Annotated in this window: 15 protein-coding genes; 12 read left to right on the top strand and 3 right to left on the bottom strand. The window is 76.6% G+C overall.

Going from position 1 to position 16,930, the window contains the following annotated elements; genetic code table 11:
• The first annotated feature begins 78 nt into the window (after nucleotides 1–78).
• The gene (locus tag LG632_RS07295; RefSeq protein ID WP_226726009.1) at nucleotides 79–309 is read left to right on the top strand and encodes a DUF6480 family protein; all 231 of its coding nucleotides are present in this window, start codon (nucleotides 79–81) and stop codon (nucleotides 307–309) included.
• A gap of 28 nt (nucleotides 310–337) precedes the next feature.
• Here LG632_RS07295 and LG632_RS07290 read toward each other — a convergent pair whose 3' ends face one another.
• From LG632_RS07290 to LG632_RS07280, 3 genes are all read right to left on the bottom strand, one after another.
• Entirely contained in the window at nucleotides 338–3,262 is a 2,925-nt protein-coding gene (locus tag LG632_RS07290; RefSeq protein ID WP_226726008.1) for a hybrid sensor histidine kinase/response regulator, read from the bottom strand.
• A 130-nt stretch (nucleotides 3,263–3,392) separates the two neighbouring features.
• Nucleotides 3,393–4,562, bottom strand: a complete 1,170-nt coding sequence (locus LG632_RS07285; protein WP_226726007.1) for a carboxylate-amine ligase — start codon at nucleotides 4,560–4,562, stop codon at nucleotides 3,393–3,395.
• A gap of 4 nt (nucleotides 4,563–4,566) precedes the next feature.
• The gene (locus tag LG632_RS07280; RefSeq protein ID WP_226726006.1) at nucleotides 4,567–4,731 is read right to left on the bottom strand and encodes a hypothetical protein; all 165 of its coding nucleotides are present in this window, start codon (nucleotides 4,729–4,731) and stop codon (nucleotides 4,567–4,569) included.
• A gap of 303 nt (nucleotides 4,732–5,034) precedes the next feature.
• On the opposite strand from LG632_RS07280, the gene LG632_RS07275 reads away from it, so the two are divergent.
• The 11 genes from LG632_RS07275 to rfaE2 all read left to right on the top strand — a co-directional run.
• Nucleotides 5,035–5,517, top strand: coding sequence for a cupin domain-containing protein (locus LG632_RS07275; protein WP_226726005.1), 483 nt, complete (start codon nucleotides 5,035–5,037; stop codon nucleotides 5,515–5,517).
• Nucleotides 5,514–6,335: an SDR family oxidoreductase gene (locus tag LG632_RS07270; protein WP_226726004.1), complete on the top strand. Its 822-nt coding sequence runs from the start codon at nucleotides 5,514–5,516 to the stop codon at nucleotides 6,333–6,335. Before LG632_RS07275 ends, LG632_RS07270 begins: the two co-directional genes overlap by 4 nt.
• A gap of 560 nt (nucleotides 6,336–6,895) precedes the next feature.
• Entirely contained in the window at nucleotides 6,896–7,903 is a 1,008-nt protein-coding gene (locus LG632_RS07265) for a UDP-glucuronic acid decarboxylase family protein (protein WP_226726003.1), read from the top strand.
• Between the two features lie 34 nt (nucleotides 7,904–7,937).
• On the top strand, nucleotides 7,938–9,602 hold the full coding sequence (locus LG632_RS07260) for a carbamoyltransferase family protein (protein WP_226726002.1): 1,665 nt from the start codon (nucleotides 7,938–7,940) through the stop codon (nucleotides 9,600–9,602).
• Nucleotides 9,599–10,666, top strand: coding sequence for a glycosyltransferase (locus LG632_RS07255; protein ID WP_226726001.1), 1,068 nt, complete (start codon nucleotides 9,599–9,601; stop codon nucleotides 10,664–10,666). The genes LG632_RS07260 and LG632_RS07255 overlap by 4 nt, the downstream gene beginning before the upstream one ends.
• Before the next feature lie 167 nt (nucleotides 10,667–10,833).
• Complete coding sequence (locus tag LG632_RS07250) at nucleotides 10,834–11,472, top strand: D-glycero-alpha-D-manno-heptose-1,7-bisphosphate 7-phosphatase (RefSeq protein WP_374203421.1); 639 nt, start codon at nucleotides 10,834–10,836, stop codon at nucleotides 11,470–11,472.
• Nucleotides 11,466–12,524 carry a glycosyltransferase family 9 protein gene (locus tag LG632_RS07245; protein ID WP_226726000.1) on the top strand — a complete coding sequence of 353 codons (1,059 nt, stop codon included), beginning with the start codon at nucleotides 11,466–11,468 and terminating at the stop codon, nucleotides 12,522–12,524. Before LG632_RS07250 ends, LG632_RS07245 begins: the two co-directional genes overlap by 7 nt.
• On the top strand, nucleotides 12,521–13,486 hold the full coding sequence (locus tag LG632_RS07240) for a glycosyltransferase (RefSeq protein WP_226725999.1): 966 nt from the start codon (nucleotides 12,521–12,523) through the stop codon (nucleotides 13,484–13,486). The genes LG632_RS07245 and LG632_RS07240 overlap by 4 nt, the downstream gene beginning before the upstream one ends.
• Nucleotides 13,483–14,763, top strand: coding sequence for a glycosyltransferase (locus tag LG632_RS07235; RefSeq protein ID WP_226725998.1), 1,281 nt, complete (start codon nucleotides 13,483–13,485; stop codon nucleotides 14,761–14,763). Before LG632_RS07240 ends, LG632_RS07235 begins: the two co-directional genes overlap by 4 nt.
• A gap of 59 nt (nucleotides 14,764–14,822) precedes the next feature.
• Nucleotides 14,823–15,548: a D-sedoheptulose-7-phosphate isomerase gene (locus tag LG632_RS07230; RefSeq protein ID WP_374203420.1), complete on the top strand. Its 726-nt coding sequence runs from the start codon at nucleotides 14,823–14,825 to the stop codon at nucleotides 15,546–15,548.
• The coding region (gene rfaE2, locus LG632_RS07225; RefSeq protein ID WP_226725997.1) for a D-glycero-beta-D-manno-heptose 1-phosphate adenylyltransferase at nucleotides 15,545–16,930 on the top strand (1,386 nt) is incomplete at its 3' end. The genes LG632_RS07230 and rfaE2, both read left to right, overlap by 4 nt.

Genomic DNA, 16,930 nt, shown 5'->3' with positions numbered 1-16,930 from the left:
CGGCGCGGGACACCCGGGTCCCGCCCGCAAGTCCGCCCGGTCCGGCATGCTCGTGCCGATTACGGGGACACGCGGGGCATGAGTACCAACACTCCGGACCCCGACCCCCGCACCACCCCTGGCCTGGAACCCGGCGGCTCGGTGCCGCCCGGCGAGACCCCTCCCGGCGAGGCGAGCACCGCCTCCGGAGCGGGCCCGTACCGGCGGCTGGAACGCGGCTGGTCCACGGGACCGCTCGTGGTCATCATCGGGCTGGCGGTCCTCGTGGCGCTGTTCTTCCTCGTCTACGGGATCGTGGTGGCGCTGTGACACCCTGCCCGGGCCGCTCGCACGACGGTCACGAGGCCGGGGACCGCCCGCCGATCCAGGAACGGACCGTGGCCAGCAGCAGGGCCGGGTCCACCGGCTTGGTCACGTAGTCGGTGGCGCCGGCCGCCAGGGCGTCCTCGCGGTCGCCGGGCATCGCCTTGGCGGTGACCACGACGACCGGGAGGTCGGCGTGGCGCGGCATGGCGCGGATGGCCCGGGTGGCGGCGAAGCCGTCGAGCCCGGCCATCATCAGGTCCATGATCACCAGGGAGACCTCGGGGCGGGAGCCGAGCAGCGCGACGCCGTCCTTGCCGTTGTCCGCGCTGAGCACCCGTACGCCGGCCGCCTCCAGGATCTCGGTGAGCGCGAACACGTTGCGGTCGTCGTCGTCGATCAGCAGCACCGTGCGGCCGGTGAGATCGGCCGGGTCGTCGGTAGCCGGCGGGTCGGCCGGCTCCCGCACGGCGCGGCCGGGGGTCCGGTGCTCCGGGTCGTCCTGCGCCGGGTCGGCGCGCAGGGGCAGGTAGAGGGTGAAGCAGCTGCCCTCGCCGACCTTGCTCTGCACGGTGATCGCGCCGCCGAGCAGGCGGGCGACCTCGCGGCTGATGGACAGGCCGAGCCCGGTGCCCCCGTAGGCGCGGGCCATGCCGCTGTCGCCCTGCTGGAAGGCGCCGAAGACGGCCTCCAGCCGGTCCTCGGCGATGCCGATGCCGGTGTCGGTGACCCGGAAGGCCAGCACGCCGCCCGGCGTGTCGCGCACGGGGGCGGGGGCCTCCTCGGGCGCGACGGGCTCGACGCGGACCGTGACGCTGCCGGACTCGGTGAACTTCAGCGCGTTCGCGACGAGGTTGCGCAGCACCTGGCGAAGCCGTCCCTCGTCCGTCGTGAGCCGCTCCGCGGCCCGCGGCGAGGCGTCCACGACGAACTCCAGCTTCCGCTCGTCCGCGACCGGCCGGAAGGTGGCGTCCACGTAGTCCAGGACGCGGTGCAGCTGCACCGGCTCGGGGCGTACGTCCATCTTCCCGGCCTCGACCTTCGACAGGTCGAGGATGTCGTTGATCAGCTGGAGGAGGTCGGAACCGGCCGAGTGGATGACGGTCGCGTAGTCCACCTGCTTCTCGGTGAGGTTGCCCTCCGCGTTCTGGGAGAGCAACTGGGCGAGGATCAGCAGGCTGTTGAGCGGGGTCCGCAGTTCGTGGCTCATGTTGGCCAGGAACTCCGACTTGTAGACCGAGGCGCGGGCCAGCTGCCGGGCCCGTTCCTCCAGTTCCTGACGGCCCTGTTCGATCTCCTGGTTCTTGCGCTCGATGTCGCGGTTGCGTTCGGCGAGCAGGGCCGCCTTCTCCTTCAGTTCCGCGTTGCTGCGCCGCAACTCCAGCTGGCCGGCCTGGAGCTCCTGGGAGCGGGCGCTCAGCTGCGACGCCAACTGCTGCGAGCGCTCCAGCAGTTCGGCGGTGCGGGCGTTGGCCACCAGGGTGCTGACGTTCGCGCCGAGCAGTTCGGTGAACTGCTCCAGGAACTCCCGGTGCAGCGGCAGGAACGGGTGGACGGCGGCCACTTCGAGGGCGCCCAGCACCTCGCCCTCGACGACGATGGGCAGCACGATCAGGAAGCGCGGGTCGGTGGCGCCGGTGCCGGAGGCGACGGTGGCGTAGCCGGGCGGCAGGTCCTCGACGACGAGCGTCCGCCGGTCCGCCGCGGCCTGGCCGACCAGGGACTGGCCGACGCGGAAGCGGCGCGGTCCGCCCTCCGGGTCGTCGGGGAGTCCGTAGGAGGCCAGCGCGACGAGTTCGGGGCCGTCGGTGCCGGCCTGCGCCAGGAAGATGCTGCCGTACTGCGCGTCGACGAGCGGGGGCACCTCGCGCATGATCAGTTCGGCCACGGTGGACAGCGCGCGGTGTCCCTGGATGCTGCGCGAGACCCGCGCCAACTGGGTGCCCAGCCAGTCCTTCTCCTCGTTGGCCCGGGTGGTGGTGCGCAGGAACTCGACCATCGCGTTGATGTTGTCCTTGAGCTCGCCGACCTCGCCGGGCGCGTCGGCGGTGACGGTCCGGGTCAGGTCGCCGCGCGCCACGGCACCGGTGACCTCGGCGATGGCGCGTACCTGGCGGGTGAGGTTGCCCGCGAGTTCGTTGACGTTCTCCGTCAGCCGGCGCCAGGTCCCGGCGACGTCGGCGACCTCGGCCTGGCCGCCGAGCCGGCCCTCGGTGCCGACCTCCCGCGCGACGCGGGTGACCTCGGCGGCGAACGAGGACAGCTGGTCGACCATGGTGTTGATGGTCGTCTTCAGCTCCAGGATCTCGCCCCGCGCGTCGACGTCGATCCGGCGCGTGAGGTCGCCCTGGGCGACGGCGGTGGTGACCTGGGCGATGTTGCGGACCTGGTTGGTGAGGTTCGTCGCCATGGAGTTGACGTTGTCGGTGAGGTCCTTCCAGGTGCCGGAGACGCCGTGGACGGTGGCCTGGCCGCCGAGGTTGCCCTCCGTGCCCACTTCGCGGGCGACCCGGCTGACCTCCTCCGCGAAGGCGGAGAGCCGGTCGACCATCGTGTTGATGGTCTCCTTGAGCTCCAGGATCTCACCGCGCGCGTCCACCCAGATCTTCTGGGTGAGGTCGCCGCGGGCGACCGCCGTGGCGGTGCGGGAGATGTTGCGGACCTGGGAGGTCAGGTTGTCGGCCATGGTGTTGACGCCGTCGATCAGCTCGCGCCAGACGCCGCCGGCGGGCGGCACCCGGGCCTGGCCGCCGAGCCGGCCCTGCCCGCCGACCTCCTGCGCCACCCGGGTGACCTCGGTCGTCACCTGCGACAGCTGGACGACCATGCTGTTGTAGACGGCGGCGATCTGCCCGGGCAGCCCGGGCGCGCCCTCGGGGAGGCGGGTGTCCAGGTTGCCGTCGCGGACGGCCGTGAGCCCGGTGAGCAGCTGTTCCAGCGTGCGTTCCGTATCGTCCATGACCGAACCTCATCCGGGGCCCCCGTACCCCCCACTGTGACACGGAACGGCGGGCACGGGGCTGCTGGGCGCGGCCGCACGGCGCAGATGGCCGGGGTGGAGCCGCAGGTGGCGGCGGCGGGCAGCGCCGTCAGCCGACGGGGGTGAGCAGGCCCGGGTCCGCGCCGGACGTGGCCAGGGCGAGGGCGTCCACCACGGCCTCCAGGCCGCCCCAGCGCTCGTGGACGGCCCGCTGCCGGGCCGCGCCACCGCCCAGGCGGCGCACCCGGCGCAGCAGGCCCTCCACCAGCTCGACGTCACCGGCGGCGGCGATGCCGGGCGCGGCCAGCTCCACCATGCGCTCCAGCAGCAGGCGCGGGGCGGCCTCCGTGCCGCTGAGCGGGTCCAGGCCCGGTCCCCGCAGGCCGTGGCGGGAGGCGTGGGCGTAGGACTGCCGCAGCCACGCCTCGGGGACCACCGGTGCGGGGCGCCGGTCGGCGACGGCCGGCAGCAGCGCCGTGGCCAGGCCGCGCAGCAGGACGGCGAGCAGGACGACCGTGTCGAGGTCGGCGTTGGCGTCGGGGACCAGGACCTCCAGGGTCGGCCGTCGACCGGAGGGCCGCAGACAGGGGCTGCGGCCGTCGCGTCGCTCCGGGGCGCGTACGTGCGGCGCCCGGGCGGGGTCCGGACGGTCGGGGCCGCCGGGCCCGGCACGGTTCGACCGGGCGGCGGCGGGCCGCCGGCCGAAGCGTGCCGAGCGCCAGCTGGCGCAGCCGGTGTCCCGTCCGTAGGCGAAGGGGGAATTGGCGGCCAGGGTCACGAACACGGGCAGCCAAGGGCGCAGGTGGGCGGCCAGTTCCGCGGCCTGCTCGGCGTCCAGCGGCCCGATGTGGATGCCGCAGCAGCACACCGGACCGTCCGCGCGGTCGCGGGGCCCGCCGTGCGGGGGCGCCTCGCCAGGGCGCGGGGGTACCGCTCCCTGCGGGGGTACTGACGCGGGCGGCCCTGCGGACCGCGCCGCCGGTACGCCGCCGAGCAGCGGAGTCCCGGCGGCGACGCAGCGGCAGCCCGCGTCCCGGGCGGCCGCTGCCACGGTGGTGCGCAGCCAGTCCAATTCGGCCCGCAGATCGGCGCTGTCGACCATGGGCTCGGTACGGACGCCCAGTTGGGCCGGCCAGCGGCGGGTGCGCACCTGCGCGCCCAGCTCGGGGCGGGTCGCCGCCACGAGCGCCGGCCCTCGGTCGGCGAGGTCCCGGCTGCGGGCGTCCAGCAGCAGGTACTCCTCGTCCACGCCCATCGCCAGCCGCCTGACCCTGGTCATCTCGTCAGTCCTCACCCCGCACCACGTTGGCTTCGAAGCCCGCTTCGTCGCTGGACTCCGGGGGCTCCATGCAGCAGTCCCGCCGGAGCAGGGCCGGACGGCAGGTCCGGACCCGGTCCTCGGGCGTGACGCGGCGGCTGGTCGACTGGGTGTCCGGCTGGGTCTTCACGGCCGGCACCTCCCTCGGTCGGTGCCTCCATGCGGTGGAGGCCTCCCTTTGTGCCGGTGACGCGCCTACCCGCGCTCCACCGCCGTATGCCCCCGCCGTACGAGCGGCACGGCGCTACGTCCCAACCGGCCTGCCGGGTAAGCCCGTTGGGCGCCCATGTCGGCTGCCCGCCGGTACGGCCGGGCCCGCCGGCCACCGGGCATGGAAGCGCCTCGCCGGGGCAGGTGCCCCGGCGAGGCGTCGCCCTCGTCCGCCCCCGCGCGGGCGGGGGCGGCGTACGGAGCGTCCGAGGCGGTGCGAGTCATGGAGAAACAGCTGACGGCCCTGCGGTCGTACGACTTCCTCCTGGAGCCGGAGGACCTGCTGGAGGTCGCCTACGAGGTGGGCCGTGACTACACGCGGTGGCGGACCCGGCTGGCGGATCCGGACGGCGAGGGAAGCTGGATCCAGTTGTTCCGCTCGGGTGGTCTCGGGGTCTGGGCCATCGGCTGGCACCGGATGCCGCCTGGCACCGGCTACCTGGACCACGAGCAGGTCCGCGGCGCGGTCTACGTCGCCCGCGGGGCGCTGACCCACGAGAGGGCCCGGCTGGGCACCGCGCCGCACGTCACGGAGGTGGGGGCGGGCAAGGGCTTCTGCTTCGACGAGACCTTCTACCACCGGATGCACGCGGTCCGCGACGCGGGACCGACCGTCACCGTCCACGTCTTCGCGACGGCGTTCCCGCCTCCCGCGGGCGCGGGTGCGGGCCTCGCCTGTCCGGCACTGCGGCTGGGGCTGCCGTGACGGCCGACGGCGGGCCGGGGCGCCACGGGCCGGGCGTCGCGGTCGTGACCGGGTCGGACTCCGGGATCGGTCGGGCGATCGCGGTCGCGCTGGCCCAGGACGTGGGGATGGACGTCGGCATCACCTGGCACGCCGACGAGGCCGGCGCCCGCGGGACCGCCGAGGAGGTGGCGCGGACGGGCCGGCGCGCCGCCGTCGCGCGGATGGACCTGACGCGGCTGCCGGGGGCGGCGGACGCCGTGGACGACCTCGCCACCGAGCTCGGCGGCCTGGATGTCCTGGTCAACTGCGCGGGCACGGGTGCGTCGGTGCCGTTCGTCGACCTGGACCTGGACACGGTGCGCAGGGTCCTGGACGTGGACCTCGTCGGCCCGTTGCTCTGCGGTCAGCGGGCCGCCCGCCGGATGATCGCGCAGGGCCGTGGCGGGCGCATCGTCAACATCACCTCGGTGCACGAGCACCAACCCCGCGTGGGCACCGCGCCGTACTGCGCCGCCAAGGGCGGACTGGGCCTGCTCACCCAGGTGATGGCCCTCGAACTCGCCTCGTACGGCATCACGGTGAACGCCGTGGCGCCGGGCGAGATCGCGACGCCCATGACCGGCCAGGAGGACGTCGAGGTGACGTCCGTGCGGCGCCCCGGGATACCGCTCGGGCGGCCGGGCGACGCGCGGGAGGTGGCGGCGGTCGTCGCCTTCCTCGCCGGACCCGCTTCCGGCTATGTGACGGGCGCCTCCTGGGCCGTGGACGGCGGCATGCTCCGGATGGGCCCGATGGCCGGCTCGCACCTCGACAGCGACGCCTGGCGCCGACCGTGACGCAGTCACCGGCGGACCGCCGCTGCCGTGCCGCTCGGCAAGTCTTCGTTCCGCGGACAGCGGCGCGCGTCGACCCAGCTCGCACCGGGCGGTCGGGCCGTACGGCGAAGCCCGTCGGGCCCGCCGAAGGGCGTCTTCCGCGGGGCCCGGCGCGAACGAAGCGCTACGCAGGGCATGCCGCCGGATCGTCCGGGTAGGGGCTGCGACAGCGGGGGCCGCGCAAGAGGGCCTCGCACAGGAGCACTTGACGGCGCCGGACCACGTGCCGCCGGCCGGGCCCCGAGCCCGCCCGCCGGCTGCCGGACACCGGCTGAACCGGCGCTCGGCTCCCGAGCCCGGCCGGATCGTCCGGCGGCGTTCGCCGTGGTGAAGATCGGGACGAGGACGGCGTGTTCCGTCACGCGCGGTTCTCACCCCAATGGCTTCCCCGCCGCGCCGGGCCCGTGCATCCCGGGCAGGGTGGAGTCCGGCCCTGCCGCCCCCTCCCAGGTGCCCCGAGGACGCACCGAGGCCGCCACCGGCGGCTTCCGCCTTCCCGCTGCCGTATCGAGGAGACCCTCATGGCCGTGTCTTCCCCCGACCGCCCTGACCGTCGCTGGGCGCACGCCGTGGTCACCGGCGGGGCCGGTTTCCTGGGTTCGCACCTGTGCGCCGCGCTGCTCGCCGCCGGGACCGAGGTGACGTGCCTGGACGACTTCAGCACCGGCCGCCCCGAGAACGTCGCCGGGCTGCTGGAGGATCCGGGCTTCACCTTGTGCCGGGCCGACGTCAGCCGGCCGTTCGAGGTCGAGCGGCCGCCGGACCTCGTGCTGCACCTGGCCTCGCCGGCGTCCCCGGCCGACTACCTGCGGTTGCCGCTGCACACCCTGGACACGGGCAGCGCGGGCACCCGCAACGCGCTGGAGCTGGCCCGCCGCAGCGGAGCGCGGTTCCTGCTCACCTCGACCTCCGAGGTGTACGGCGACCCCCACGAGCACCCGCAGAGCGAGGGCTACTGGGGCAACGTCAACCCGGTCGGGCCGCGCAGCGTGTACGACGAGGCCAAGCGGTTCGCCGAGGCGCTCACCACCGCCCACACCACGGTGCACGGCACCGACACGTGCATCGTCCGGCTGTTCAACACCTACGGGCCGCGCATGCGCGGCCACGACGGCAGGGCCGTGCCCACCTTCGTACGCCAGGCGCTGGACGGCGAACCGCTGACGGTGACGGGTGACGGGCGGCAGACCCGCTCGCTGTGCTACGTCGACGACACGGTGGCCGGGATCCTCGCCGCGGCGGCGCACGGCCTGCGCGGTCCGGTCAACCTGGGCAATCCCGAGGAGATCACCATGGCGGACCTGGCCCGCCGGATCATCGAACTGACCGGTTCCACCTCGGAGATCCGGTTCGTGGCGCGTCCGGTGGACGACCCGGCGGTCCGCTGCCCCGACATCACCCTGGCGCGCGGCAAGCTCCAATGGGAGCCGCAGGTCGAGGTGGTGGAGGGCCTGCGTCGCACCATCGCGTGGTTCCGCGACCGGACGCCGGGCGCGGACCGGAGCGGTAGCGACCGGCCGGCCACCTGAACCCCGGCTCCTGACCCCTCACGGACGGACCACCATGCGCATCCTCGGCATCAACGCCCTCTTCCACGACCCCGCGGCCGCTCTCGTCATCGACGGCCGGACGGTCGCGGCCGCAGAGGAAGAACGATTCAGCAGACGTAAGCACGGCAAGCGGCCGGTGCCGTTCTCCGCCTGGGAACTGCCGGTCGAGGCGGCCCGCTGGTGCCTGCGCAAGGCCGGACTGCGTCCCCAGGACCTGGACGCCGTCGCCTACTCCTACGACCCCGCCCTGGCACGCCCGGCCGAGGACATGGGCCTGGACGACCCCTGGGACCACCTGCGCCAGACCTACGCCCGCCAGGCCCCCGGGTTCCTGGCGTCGGCCCTGCCCGGTCTCGACCCCGAGCTGGTGCGGTTCGTCCCGCACCACATGGCCCACGCCGCGTCGAGCGCCTTCGCGGCGGAAGCGGCCGGGCGCAGCTCGGTGCTGGTGCTCGACGGGCGCGGGGAGCGGGCCTCGCACCTCGCGGCCCGCCGCCGCGGCGCCGAGCTGGAGCCGCTGTACGCCCAGGAACTCCCGCACTCGCTCGGCCTGGTCTACGAGGAACTCACCGCGCACCTGGGCTTCCTGCGGTCCTCCGACGAGTTCAAGGTGATGGCCCTGGCCTCCCACGGCACGCCGCGGATGCTGGCCGAGCTGCGCCGCCACGTCTTCCCCACCGGCGACGGAGGCTTCCGCGCGACCGGCGTCCCCTGGTCGGAGTTCTGCCCGCCCCGGGGGGCCGAGGAGCCGTGGACGCAGGCCCACGCCGACACCGCGGCCAGCGCCCAGGCCGTGCTGGAGGAGACCTTGCTGGACCTCACGCGCTGGCTGCACGGCCGGACCGGGGACGACGTCCTCACGCTGGCCGGCGGAGTGGCGCTCAACTGCGTGGCCAACGCCCGGATCTCCCGCGAGGGCCCGTTCTCGCGGGTGTGGGTGCAGCCTGCCGCGGGGGACGCCGGCACCGCGCTGGGCAGCGCCCTGCTCCTGGCCGCGGGGGCGGGCGAGGACGTCGCCCCCATGGGCGGCGCCGACCTGGGCCGCGAATGGTCCGACGCCGAGCTGGCGGGCTGGCTGAAGTCGGCCGGAGTGCCCTTCGAGCGGCCCGCCGACATCGCGGCCACCGTGGCGCAGTCCCTCGCGGACAACGCCGTCGTCGCCTGGTTCCAGGGACGCTCCGAGTACGGTCCGCGGGCGCTCGGGCACCGGTCGCTGCTGGCCCATCCCGGGCACGCGGGCAATCTGGAGCGGCTCAACGACGTCAAGGGCCGCGAACAGTTCCGGCCCGTCGCCCCCATGGTGCTCGCCGACCGGGCCGCGGAGATCTTCGACGGGCCCCTGCCCAGCCCGTACATGCTCTTCGTGCACGACGTACGGCCCGGCTGGGCCGAGCGGATCCCGGCGGTGGTGCACGTCGACGGCACCGCCCGCATCCAGACCGTGGACCCGGCCCGTGAGCCGCTGGTGGCCCGGATGCTGACGGCGTTCGAGGAGCTCACGGGGCTGCCCGTCGTGGTCAACACCAGCTTGAACACCGCCGGCCGGCCCATGGTCGACGATCCCCGGGACGCGCTGGAGTGCTTCGGCTCGGCACCGGTGGACCTGCTGGCCATCGGGCCGTACGCGGTGCGCCGGGGCCGGATGTTCGCCACCTCGGCCGACGGGTGGTCCGCGTGAACGCCCCCGCCGGCAGCCCGTACGCGGTCGTCGTACCGACGGTCGGCCGCCCGCAGCTGCGGGCCTGCCTGGAGGCGCTGGCGGACACCCGCGGGCCCGGGCCGGCCCGCGTGGTCGTCGTGCACGACCGGCCCGGTCCGGACGGCGCGCCGCCCCCGCTGGAGATCCCCGACCGGCTGCGGTCGCGGACGCTGGTGGTGGCGGGCGCCGCCCGTGGACCGGCGGCGGCACGCAACCTCGGGTGGCGGGCCGCGGGAGCGGTCCCCTGGGTGGTCTTCCTGGACGACGACGTGGTGCCCGGCCCGGACTGGGGCGAGGAACTGGCCCGGGACCTGGCGGCCGCCGGCCCCGGGACCGCCGCCGTGAGCGCCCGGATCGAGGTCCCGCTGCCGGCCGACCGGCGTCCCACCGACTGGGAGCGCTGCACGGCGGGCCTGGCGACCGCCCGCTGGATCACCGCCGACATGGCGGTCCGCACCGAGGCGCTCCGGGCGGCCGACGGCTTCGACGAGCGGTTCCACCGGGCCTTCCGGGAGGACGCCGACCTGGCGCTGCGGCTGCTGGGCGGCGGCTGGGGCCTGGTCGGGGGCACGCGCCGCACCCGCCACCCGGTACGTCCGGCGGACCGGTGGGTGTCGGTCCGCGCCCAGGCGGGCAACGCCGACGACGTCCTCATGCATCGCCTGCACGGCGCCGGGTGGCGGGCCCGGGCCGGCGAGCGGCTGGGCCGGCGGCCCGGGCACCTCGCGGTGACGGCCGCGGGATGCGCGGCGGTCGCCGGGGCGCTGCTCGGCCACCGGCGCGCGGCCGGCTGGTGCGCGGCGGCCTGGCTCGCCGGGACGGTGGAGTTCGCCGCCGCCCGGATCCTGCCGGGCCCGCGCGACCGGTCCGAGATCCTGACCATGGCGGTGACCAGCGTCCTCGTGCCCCCGGCCGCCACCTGGCACTGGCTGCGGGGCCTGGCCGCGCACAGGCGCGTGGCGCCCGCGCGGCAGGCCGCTCCCCCGGCGCACGCCGCCCCGGCCGGCCGGGAGCCGGCCGCGACCCCGGCCGGTGCGGCATGACCGCCCACGGTGGTCCCGCTCCCCCGACCGGGACGGAGCGGACGCGACCGAGCGGGCCGGAGGCGGCGCCCCGGGTCGGGCCGGAGCGGACGCGGCCGGACGGCCCGGAAACAGCGTGGCCGGACGGCCCGGAAGCGGAGGAGCCGGCGTGGCCCGGCGGGCCCTGGGTGTGGCCCGGGCAGGGGGCCGGCCGGGACGATCCGCCCCGGCCGGGCCGCGGGGCGGACCGCGCCCGGGACCGGCTGCCGCACGCCGTCCTCTTCGACCGCGACGGCACGCTCGTCGTGGACGTCCCCTACAACGGCGACCCCGACCGGGTCGAGCCGATGCCCACGGCCCACCGCGCCGTCCGGCTGCTGCGCGAGAGCGGCGTCCCCGTCGCCGTGGTCAGCAACCAGTCCGGCGTCGGGCGCGGCGTGCTGACGCGGCGACAGGTGAGGGCGGTCGCCGCCCGCGTGGACGCGCTCCTGGGGCCGTTCGCGCTGTGGGCCGTGTGCCCGCACGGCCCGCGCGACGGCTGCCGCTGCCGCAAGCCCGCGCCCGGCCTCGTGCTGGCCGCCTGCAAGGCGCTCGGCGCCGACCCCCGGCGCACGGTGGTCATCGGCGACATCGGCGCCGACGTGTCCGCCGCCCGGGCCGCGGGCGCCACAGGAGTCCTGGTGCCCACGCCCGTCACCCGCCCCGAGGAGGTGCGCGCGGCCGGGCGTACGGCCGCCGACCTGCTGGGCGCCGTACGGCTCGTCCTCGGCGGCGGGACGGCGCCGGGCCCGGGGGCGGCCGGGGAGCCGGGAGGTGCCCCATGGTGACGTCGGCGCCGCGCACCCTCGTCGTCCGCCTGGACAGCGCGGGGGACGTCCTGCTCGCCGGGCCCGCCGTCCGGGCGGTCGCGGCCGGGTCCTCGTACACGGCCGTGCTGTGCGGCCCGCAGGGCGCCCCGGCCGCCGCGCTGCTGCCCGGCGTGGACCGGATCCTCGTGCACGAGGCCGCCTGGGTGGGCCTGGAGCCCCCGCGGACCTCCCGCGAGGAGTGCGACCTGCTGCTGGACGCCCTGGCCGCCGACCGTTTCGACCGCGCGCTGGTCCTCGTCTCGTACCACCAGAGTCCGCTGCCCGCCGCACTGCTGCTGGCGCTGGCCGGGATCCCGGAGGTGGCGGCCGACTGCGTCGACTACCCGGGCGCCCTGCTGGCGCTGCGCCACCGGCGGCGGCCCGGGCGGCACGAGGCGGAGGCCGCCCTCGACCTGGCCCGCGACTTCGGCTTCCCGCTGCCGCCCGGCGACGACGGGGCGCTGCGGATCCTGGAGCCCCCGGACACCGTCGGCCTGACCGGGCCCGACCCGTACGTGGTCGTGCATCCGGGGGCCGCCGTCCCGGCCCGGGCGTGGAGCCCCGAGCGCGCCGCCGGCGCGGTCGCCGCGCTGCACCGGGCCGGGCACCGCGTGGTGGTGACCGGGGCGGCCGCGGAGCGCCCGCTGACCGCCCGGGTGGCCGGGCGGCACGCGCTCGACCTCGGCGGCGGCACCCGGGACCTCGGCGAACTCGCCGGGGTACTGGCCGGGGCGCGGGCCGTCGTGACCGGCAACACGGGCCCCGCGCACCTGGCGTGCGCCGTGGGCACGCCCGTGGCCTGCCTGTTCGCCCCGGTCGTGCCGTCCGAGCGCTGGCGGCCGTACGGGGTCCCGCACGTGCTGCTCGGCGACCAGCACGCGGCCTGCGCCGGGACCCGGTCCCGGGTGTGTCCCGTGGCCGGGCACCCCTGCCTGGACTCGGTGCGCGACGAGGACGTGCTCGCGGCGGTGTCCACGCTGCTCGTCGGCGCCGCCGGCGGGCCCGTGTCCGGCGAAGGAGGGGCATCGTGAACATCCTGCTCTGGCACGTGCACGGCTCCTGGACCACGGCGTTCGTCCAGGGCCCGCACACCTACCTGGTGCCGGTGACCCCCGACCGCGGTCCGGACGGCCTCGGCCGGGCCCGTACGTTCGACTGGCCGGACTCCGTCCGCGAGGTCACCCCGGCCGAGCTGGCCGAGGCGGACGTCGACGTGGTGGTGCTCCAGCGACCCCACGAGTGGCAGCTCGCCGAGCAGTGGCTGGGCGGCCGCCGGCCGGGCCGCGACCTGCCGGCCGTCTACCTGGAGCACAACGCGCCCGACGGCGAGGTGCCGCGCAGCCGGCACCCCGCCGCCGACCGGGACGACGTGGTCCTCGTCCACGTCACCCACTTCAACCGGCTGTTCTGGGACAACGGGAGCACCCGCACCCGGGTGATCGAGCACGGCATCATCGATCCCGGCCACCGCTACACCGGCCGGCTGCCCCGGGCCGCCGTGGTCGTCAACGACCCGGTGCGGCGCGGCCGGTACACCGGTACCGACCTGCTGCCGGCGCTGTCCGAGGCGGCCCCGCTGGACGTCTTCGGCATGCGCACCGAGGCGCTGGCCTCGCACCTGGGCCTGAGCGCCGACCGCTGCCGGTCCCAGGACCTGCCGCAGGCCCAGCTGCTCGCGGCCCTGGCCGAGCGGCGGCTGTACCTGCACCCGGTGCGCTGGACCTCCCTCGGCCTGTCGCTCCTGGAAGCCATGCACCTCGGCATGCCCGTGGTGGCCCTGGCCACCACCGAGGCCGTGGCGGCCGTTCCGCCCGGCGCGGGGACGCTCTCGACCCGGCCCGAGGAACTGGCCCGGGCCGCCCGTCACTACCTCGAGGAACCGGAGGCCGCCCGGGAGGACGGCGCCCGGGCCCGCCGCGCCGCGCTCGAACGGTACGGACTCACCCGCTTCCTGTCCGACTGGGAGCACCTGCTCACGGAGGTACGGTCATGACATCCCCCACCCGTTCCCACGGCCCGCGACGGCTGTCGGTCGCGCTCGTCTCGGAGCACGCGAGCCCGCTGGCGTCGCTCGGCACGGTCGACGCGGGCGGCCAGAACGTGCACGTGGCCTGCCTCGCCGGGGCCCTGGCGGACCGGGGGCACCGTGTGACGGTGTACACCCGGCGGGACGCGCCCGACCTGCCGGAGGTCGTGCAACTGCGCCCCGGAGTACGGGTCCAGCACGTGCCGGCCGGCCCCGCGGAGCATGTGCCGAAGGACGAACTCCTGCCGCACATGGGCGCGTTCGGCACCTGGCTGCTGGCCGAGTGGCGGTCGCGGCCGCCCGACGTGGTCCATTCGCACTTCTGGATGTCCGGGCTCGCCGCGCTGGTGGCCGTAGGCGAGCTGGGGATCCCCCTGCTGCACACCTACCACGCCCTCGGCACGGTCAAGCGGCGCCACCAGGGTGCCGCCGACACCAGTCCGCCCCAACGCCTCGCCCACGAGCGGGAGATCGGGCTGCGCTGCGACCGGGTGCTCGCCACCTGCCGGGACGAGGTGGGCGAGCTGGTGCGGATGGGCGTGCCGGCGGTCCAGGCCGACGTCGTGCCGTGCGGGGTGGACCCGGTGCGGTTCCGGCCGGACGGCCCCGGCGCCGCCCGGGACCCCCAGCCGCGGTTCCGGCTGCTCCAGCTGGGCCGGCTGGTCCCCCGCAAGGGCACCGCGGTGTCCATCGCCGCCCTCGGCGCGCTGCCGGACGCCGAACTCGTCGTGGCGGGCGGGCCGCCGGCCGAGCTCCTCGACCAGGACCCGGAGGCGCTGCGGCTGCGCTCCCTGGCGCGGGCGGCCGGGGTGGCGGACCGGGTCCGCTTCCTGGGCGGTCTGACCGGCGAGGCCGTGCCCGCCGTGCTGCGCAGCGCCGACGTGGTGCTGTGCCCGGCGGACTACGAGCCGTTCGGCATCGTGCCGCTGGAGGCCATGGCGTGCGGCCGTCCCGTCGTGGCCAGCGCCGTGGGCGGGCAGTTGGACACCGTCGTGCACCAGGAGACGGGCCTGCTGGTCCCGCCCGGCGACCCGGCGGCCCTGGCCCGCGCGGTGGCGGCGCTGCTCGCCGACCCCGAGGCGCGGGCGGCCTACGGGGCCGCGGCCCGGCGCCGGGCGCTGAGCCACTACGGCTGGGACCGGGTGGCGGGCGCGACCGAACGTTCGTACCTCTCCGTGCTCTCCGGCCGCCGCTCCGGGGCGGCCACGGAGTCCGCCCGCGACCGGCGCACCGCCGTCGTATGAACCCGTACCCGCGTCCGGAAGGAGGTGGGGCCGGCGGCACCAGGCACCGGTCCGACACCATGAACCCGTACTCCTACCCGTCCTCCGGGCCGCCGTCCCCCTCCGGGGAGGGCGTCCGGGACCACTGTTCCGCCCTGCACACCGCCCTCGAACGGATGTGCCGTGACGGAGGGGACCTGCTGGAGCGGTGGGGCGCGGCACTGGCCGTCGTCCTGCCGGCCGGCAGCCGTCTGCTGGCCGCCGGCAACGGCGGCAGCGCGGCCCAGGCCCAGCACCTCACGGCCGAACTGGTCGGCCGCTACCGCAGGGAGCGTCCGCCGTTCTCGGCGATCGCCCTGCACGCCGAGACCTCCAGCGTCACGGCCATCGGCAACGACTACGGATACGACGAGGTGTTCGCCCGGCAGGTGGCGGCGCACGGCCGCGCGGGCGACGTCCTGGTCCTGCTGTCGACGTCCGGGCGCAGCGGCAACCTGCTGTCGGCCGCGACCACCGCCCGGGCCCGCGGGGTGCGGGTGTGGGCGCTGACCGGCCGGTCCCCCAACCCGCTGGCGGAGGTGGCCGACGAGGCGCTGTGCATCGACGCCGCCAGCACTGCCACGGTGCAGGAGGCCCACCTGGTGGCCGTGCACCTGCTGTGCGAGGCGTTCGACACGGCTCTGGAGCGGGCGGGCGGGGCGGCCGGGAAGGCCGGGGCTGCGGGGGCGGGCGGGGCCGCGCTCGCGGCGGGGGCGGCGGTGGCCGCCGTCCGCGCGTTGCCCGTCCTGGACGGGAGGACGCCGTGAGCGCCTCGGGGCCGCTGGTCGTGGTGGGGGACGTCCTGCTCGACCGGGACATCGAAGGGGTCGCCGAGCGGCTGGCCCCGGACGCGCCGGTCCCGGTGGTCGACGTCACCGCGGACCGCTCCCGGCCCGGCGGCGCCGGACTCGCCGCCGCCCTCGCGGCCCGGTCCGCCCGGTCCGGCCGGGAGGTGGTGCTGGTCACCGCGCTCGGCCGGGACGCGGCCAGCCGCCGGGTCCGCCAGGCGCTGCGCGGCCGGGTCACCCTGGTGGAACTGCCGCTGGACGGCTCGCTGCCGGTCAAGACCCGGGTGCTGGCGGCCGGGCGGCCGGTGGTGCGCGTCGACCGCGGCGGGGGCCGGGCGGGCGCGCCCACGCCGGAGTGCGCCCAGGTCCTGGCGGCCGCGCACACCGTGCTGGTCGCCGACTACGGCCGCGGCACGGCCGACGCGCTGCGCCCCCTGCTGGAGCCGGTCGCGCGCCGGGTGCCCGTGGTGTGGGACCCGCATCCGCGCGGCGGCCCGCCGGTGCCGGGAGCCCGGCTGGTCACGCCCAACGCGGCGGAGGCCCGGGCGCTGTGCCCCGAGGAGGGCACCACCGGCTCCCTGGGGGCGTACGCCCGGCGCGGGGCGCTGCTGGCCGAGCGCTGGCAGGCCGTCTCGGTGGTGGTCACCCTCGGCGAGCGCGGCGCGCTGCTGACCCGGCCGCACGCCGACGCGCCGCTGCTGGTGCCGGCGCCGTTCCGGGCGACCGGGGACACCTGCGGGGCCGGCGACTGCTTCGCCGCGCACACCGCCGGCGCGCTCGCCGACGGCGCCCTGCCCGAGGAGGCCGTCTGGCAGGCGGTGACCGAGGCGGCGTCGTTCGTCGCGGCGGGCGGCGCCGCGGGCACGTCCCTGTGGGGCCGGCCCGCGGCTCCCCCGCGCCCGCCGGCGGCCGGCCGTACGGACGCCCTGGCGCTGGTCCGGGAGGTGCGCTCGCGCGGAGGGACGGTCGTGGCGACCGGCGGCTGCTTCGACCTGCTGCACGCCGGTCATGTGGGGCTGCTGGAGAGCGCCCGGCGGATCGGCGACTGCCTGATCGTGTGCGTGAACTCGGACGCCTCGGTGGCCGGGCTGAAGGGGCCGGGCCGCCCGCTCACCCCGCTGGCCGACCGGGTCCGGGTGCTGGAGGCGCTCGGCAGCGTGGACGCGGTGGTCTCCTTCGAGGAGGCGACCCCGGCCGCGCTGCTGGACCTGCTGCGGCCGGACGTGTGGGTCAAGGGCGGTGACTACGCGGTCGACGACCTGCCGGAGGCGGCCCAGGTCCGCGCCTGGGGCGGCCAGGCCGTGGTGCTGCCGTACCTGGACGGGCGCTCCACGACGGCCCTGGCCCGGCGGGCGGCCCGC

The sequence above is a fragment of the Streptomyces antimicrobicus genome, assembly GCF_020532625.1.
In the GTDB taxonomy this organism is placed as follows: Bacteria; Actinomycetota; Actinomycetes; order Streptomycetales; family Streptomycetaceae; genus Streptomyces; species Streptomyces antimicrobicus.
This window is presented reverse-complemented; position numbering and strand designations above follow the sequence as displayed.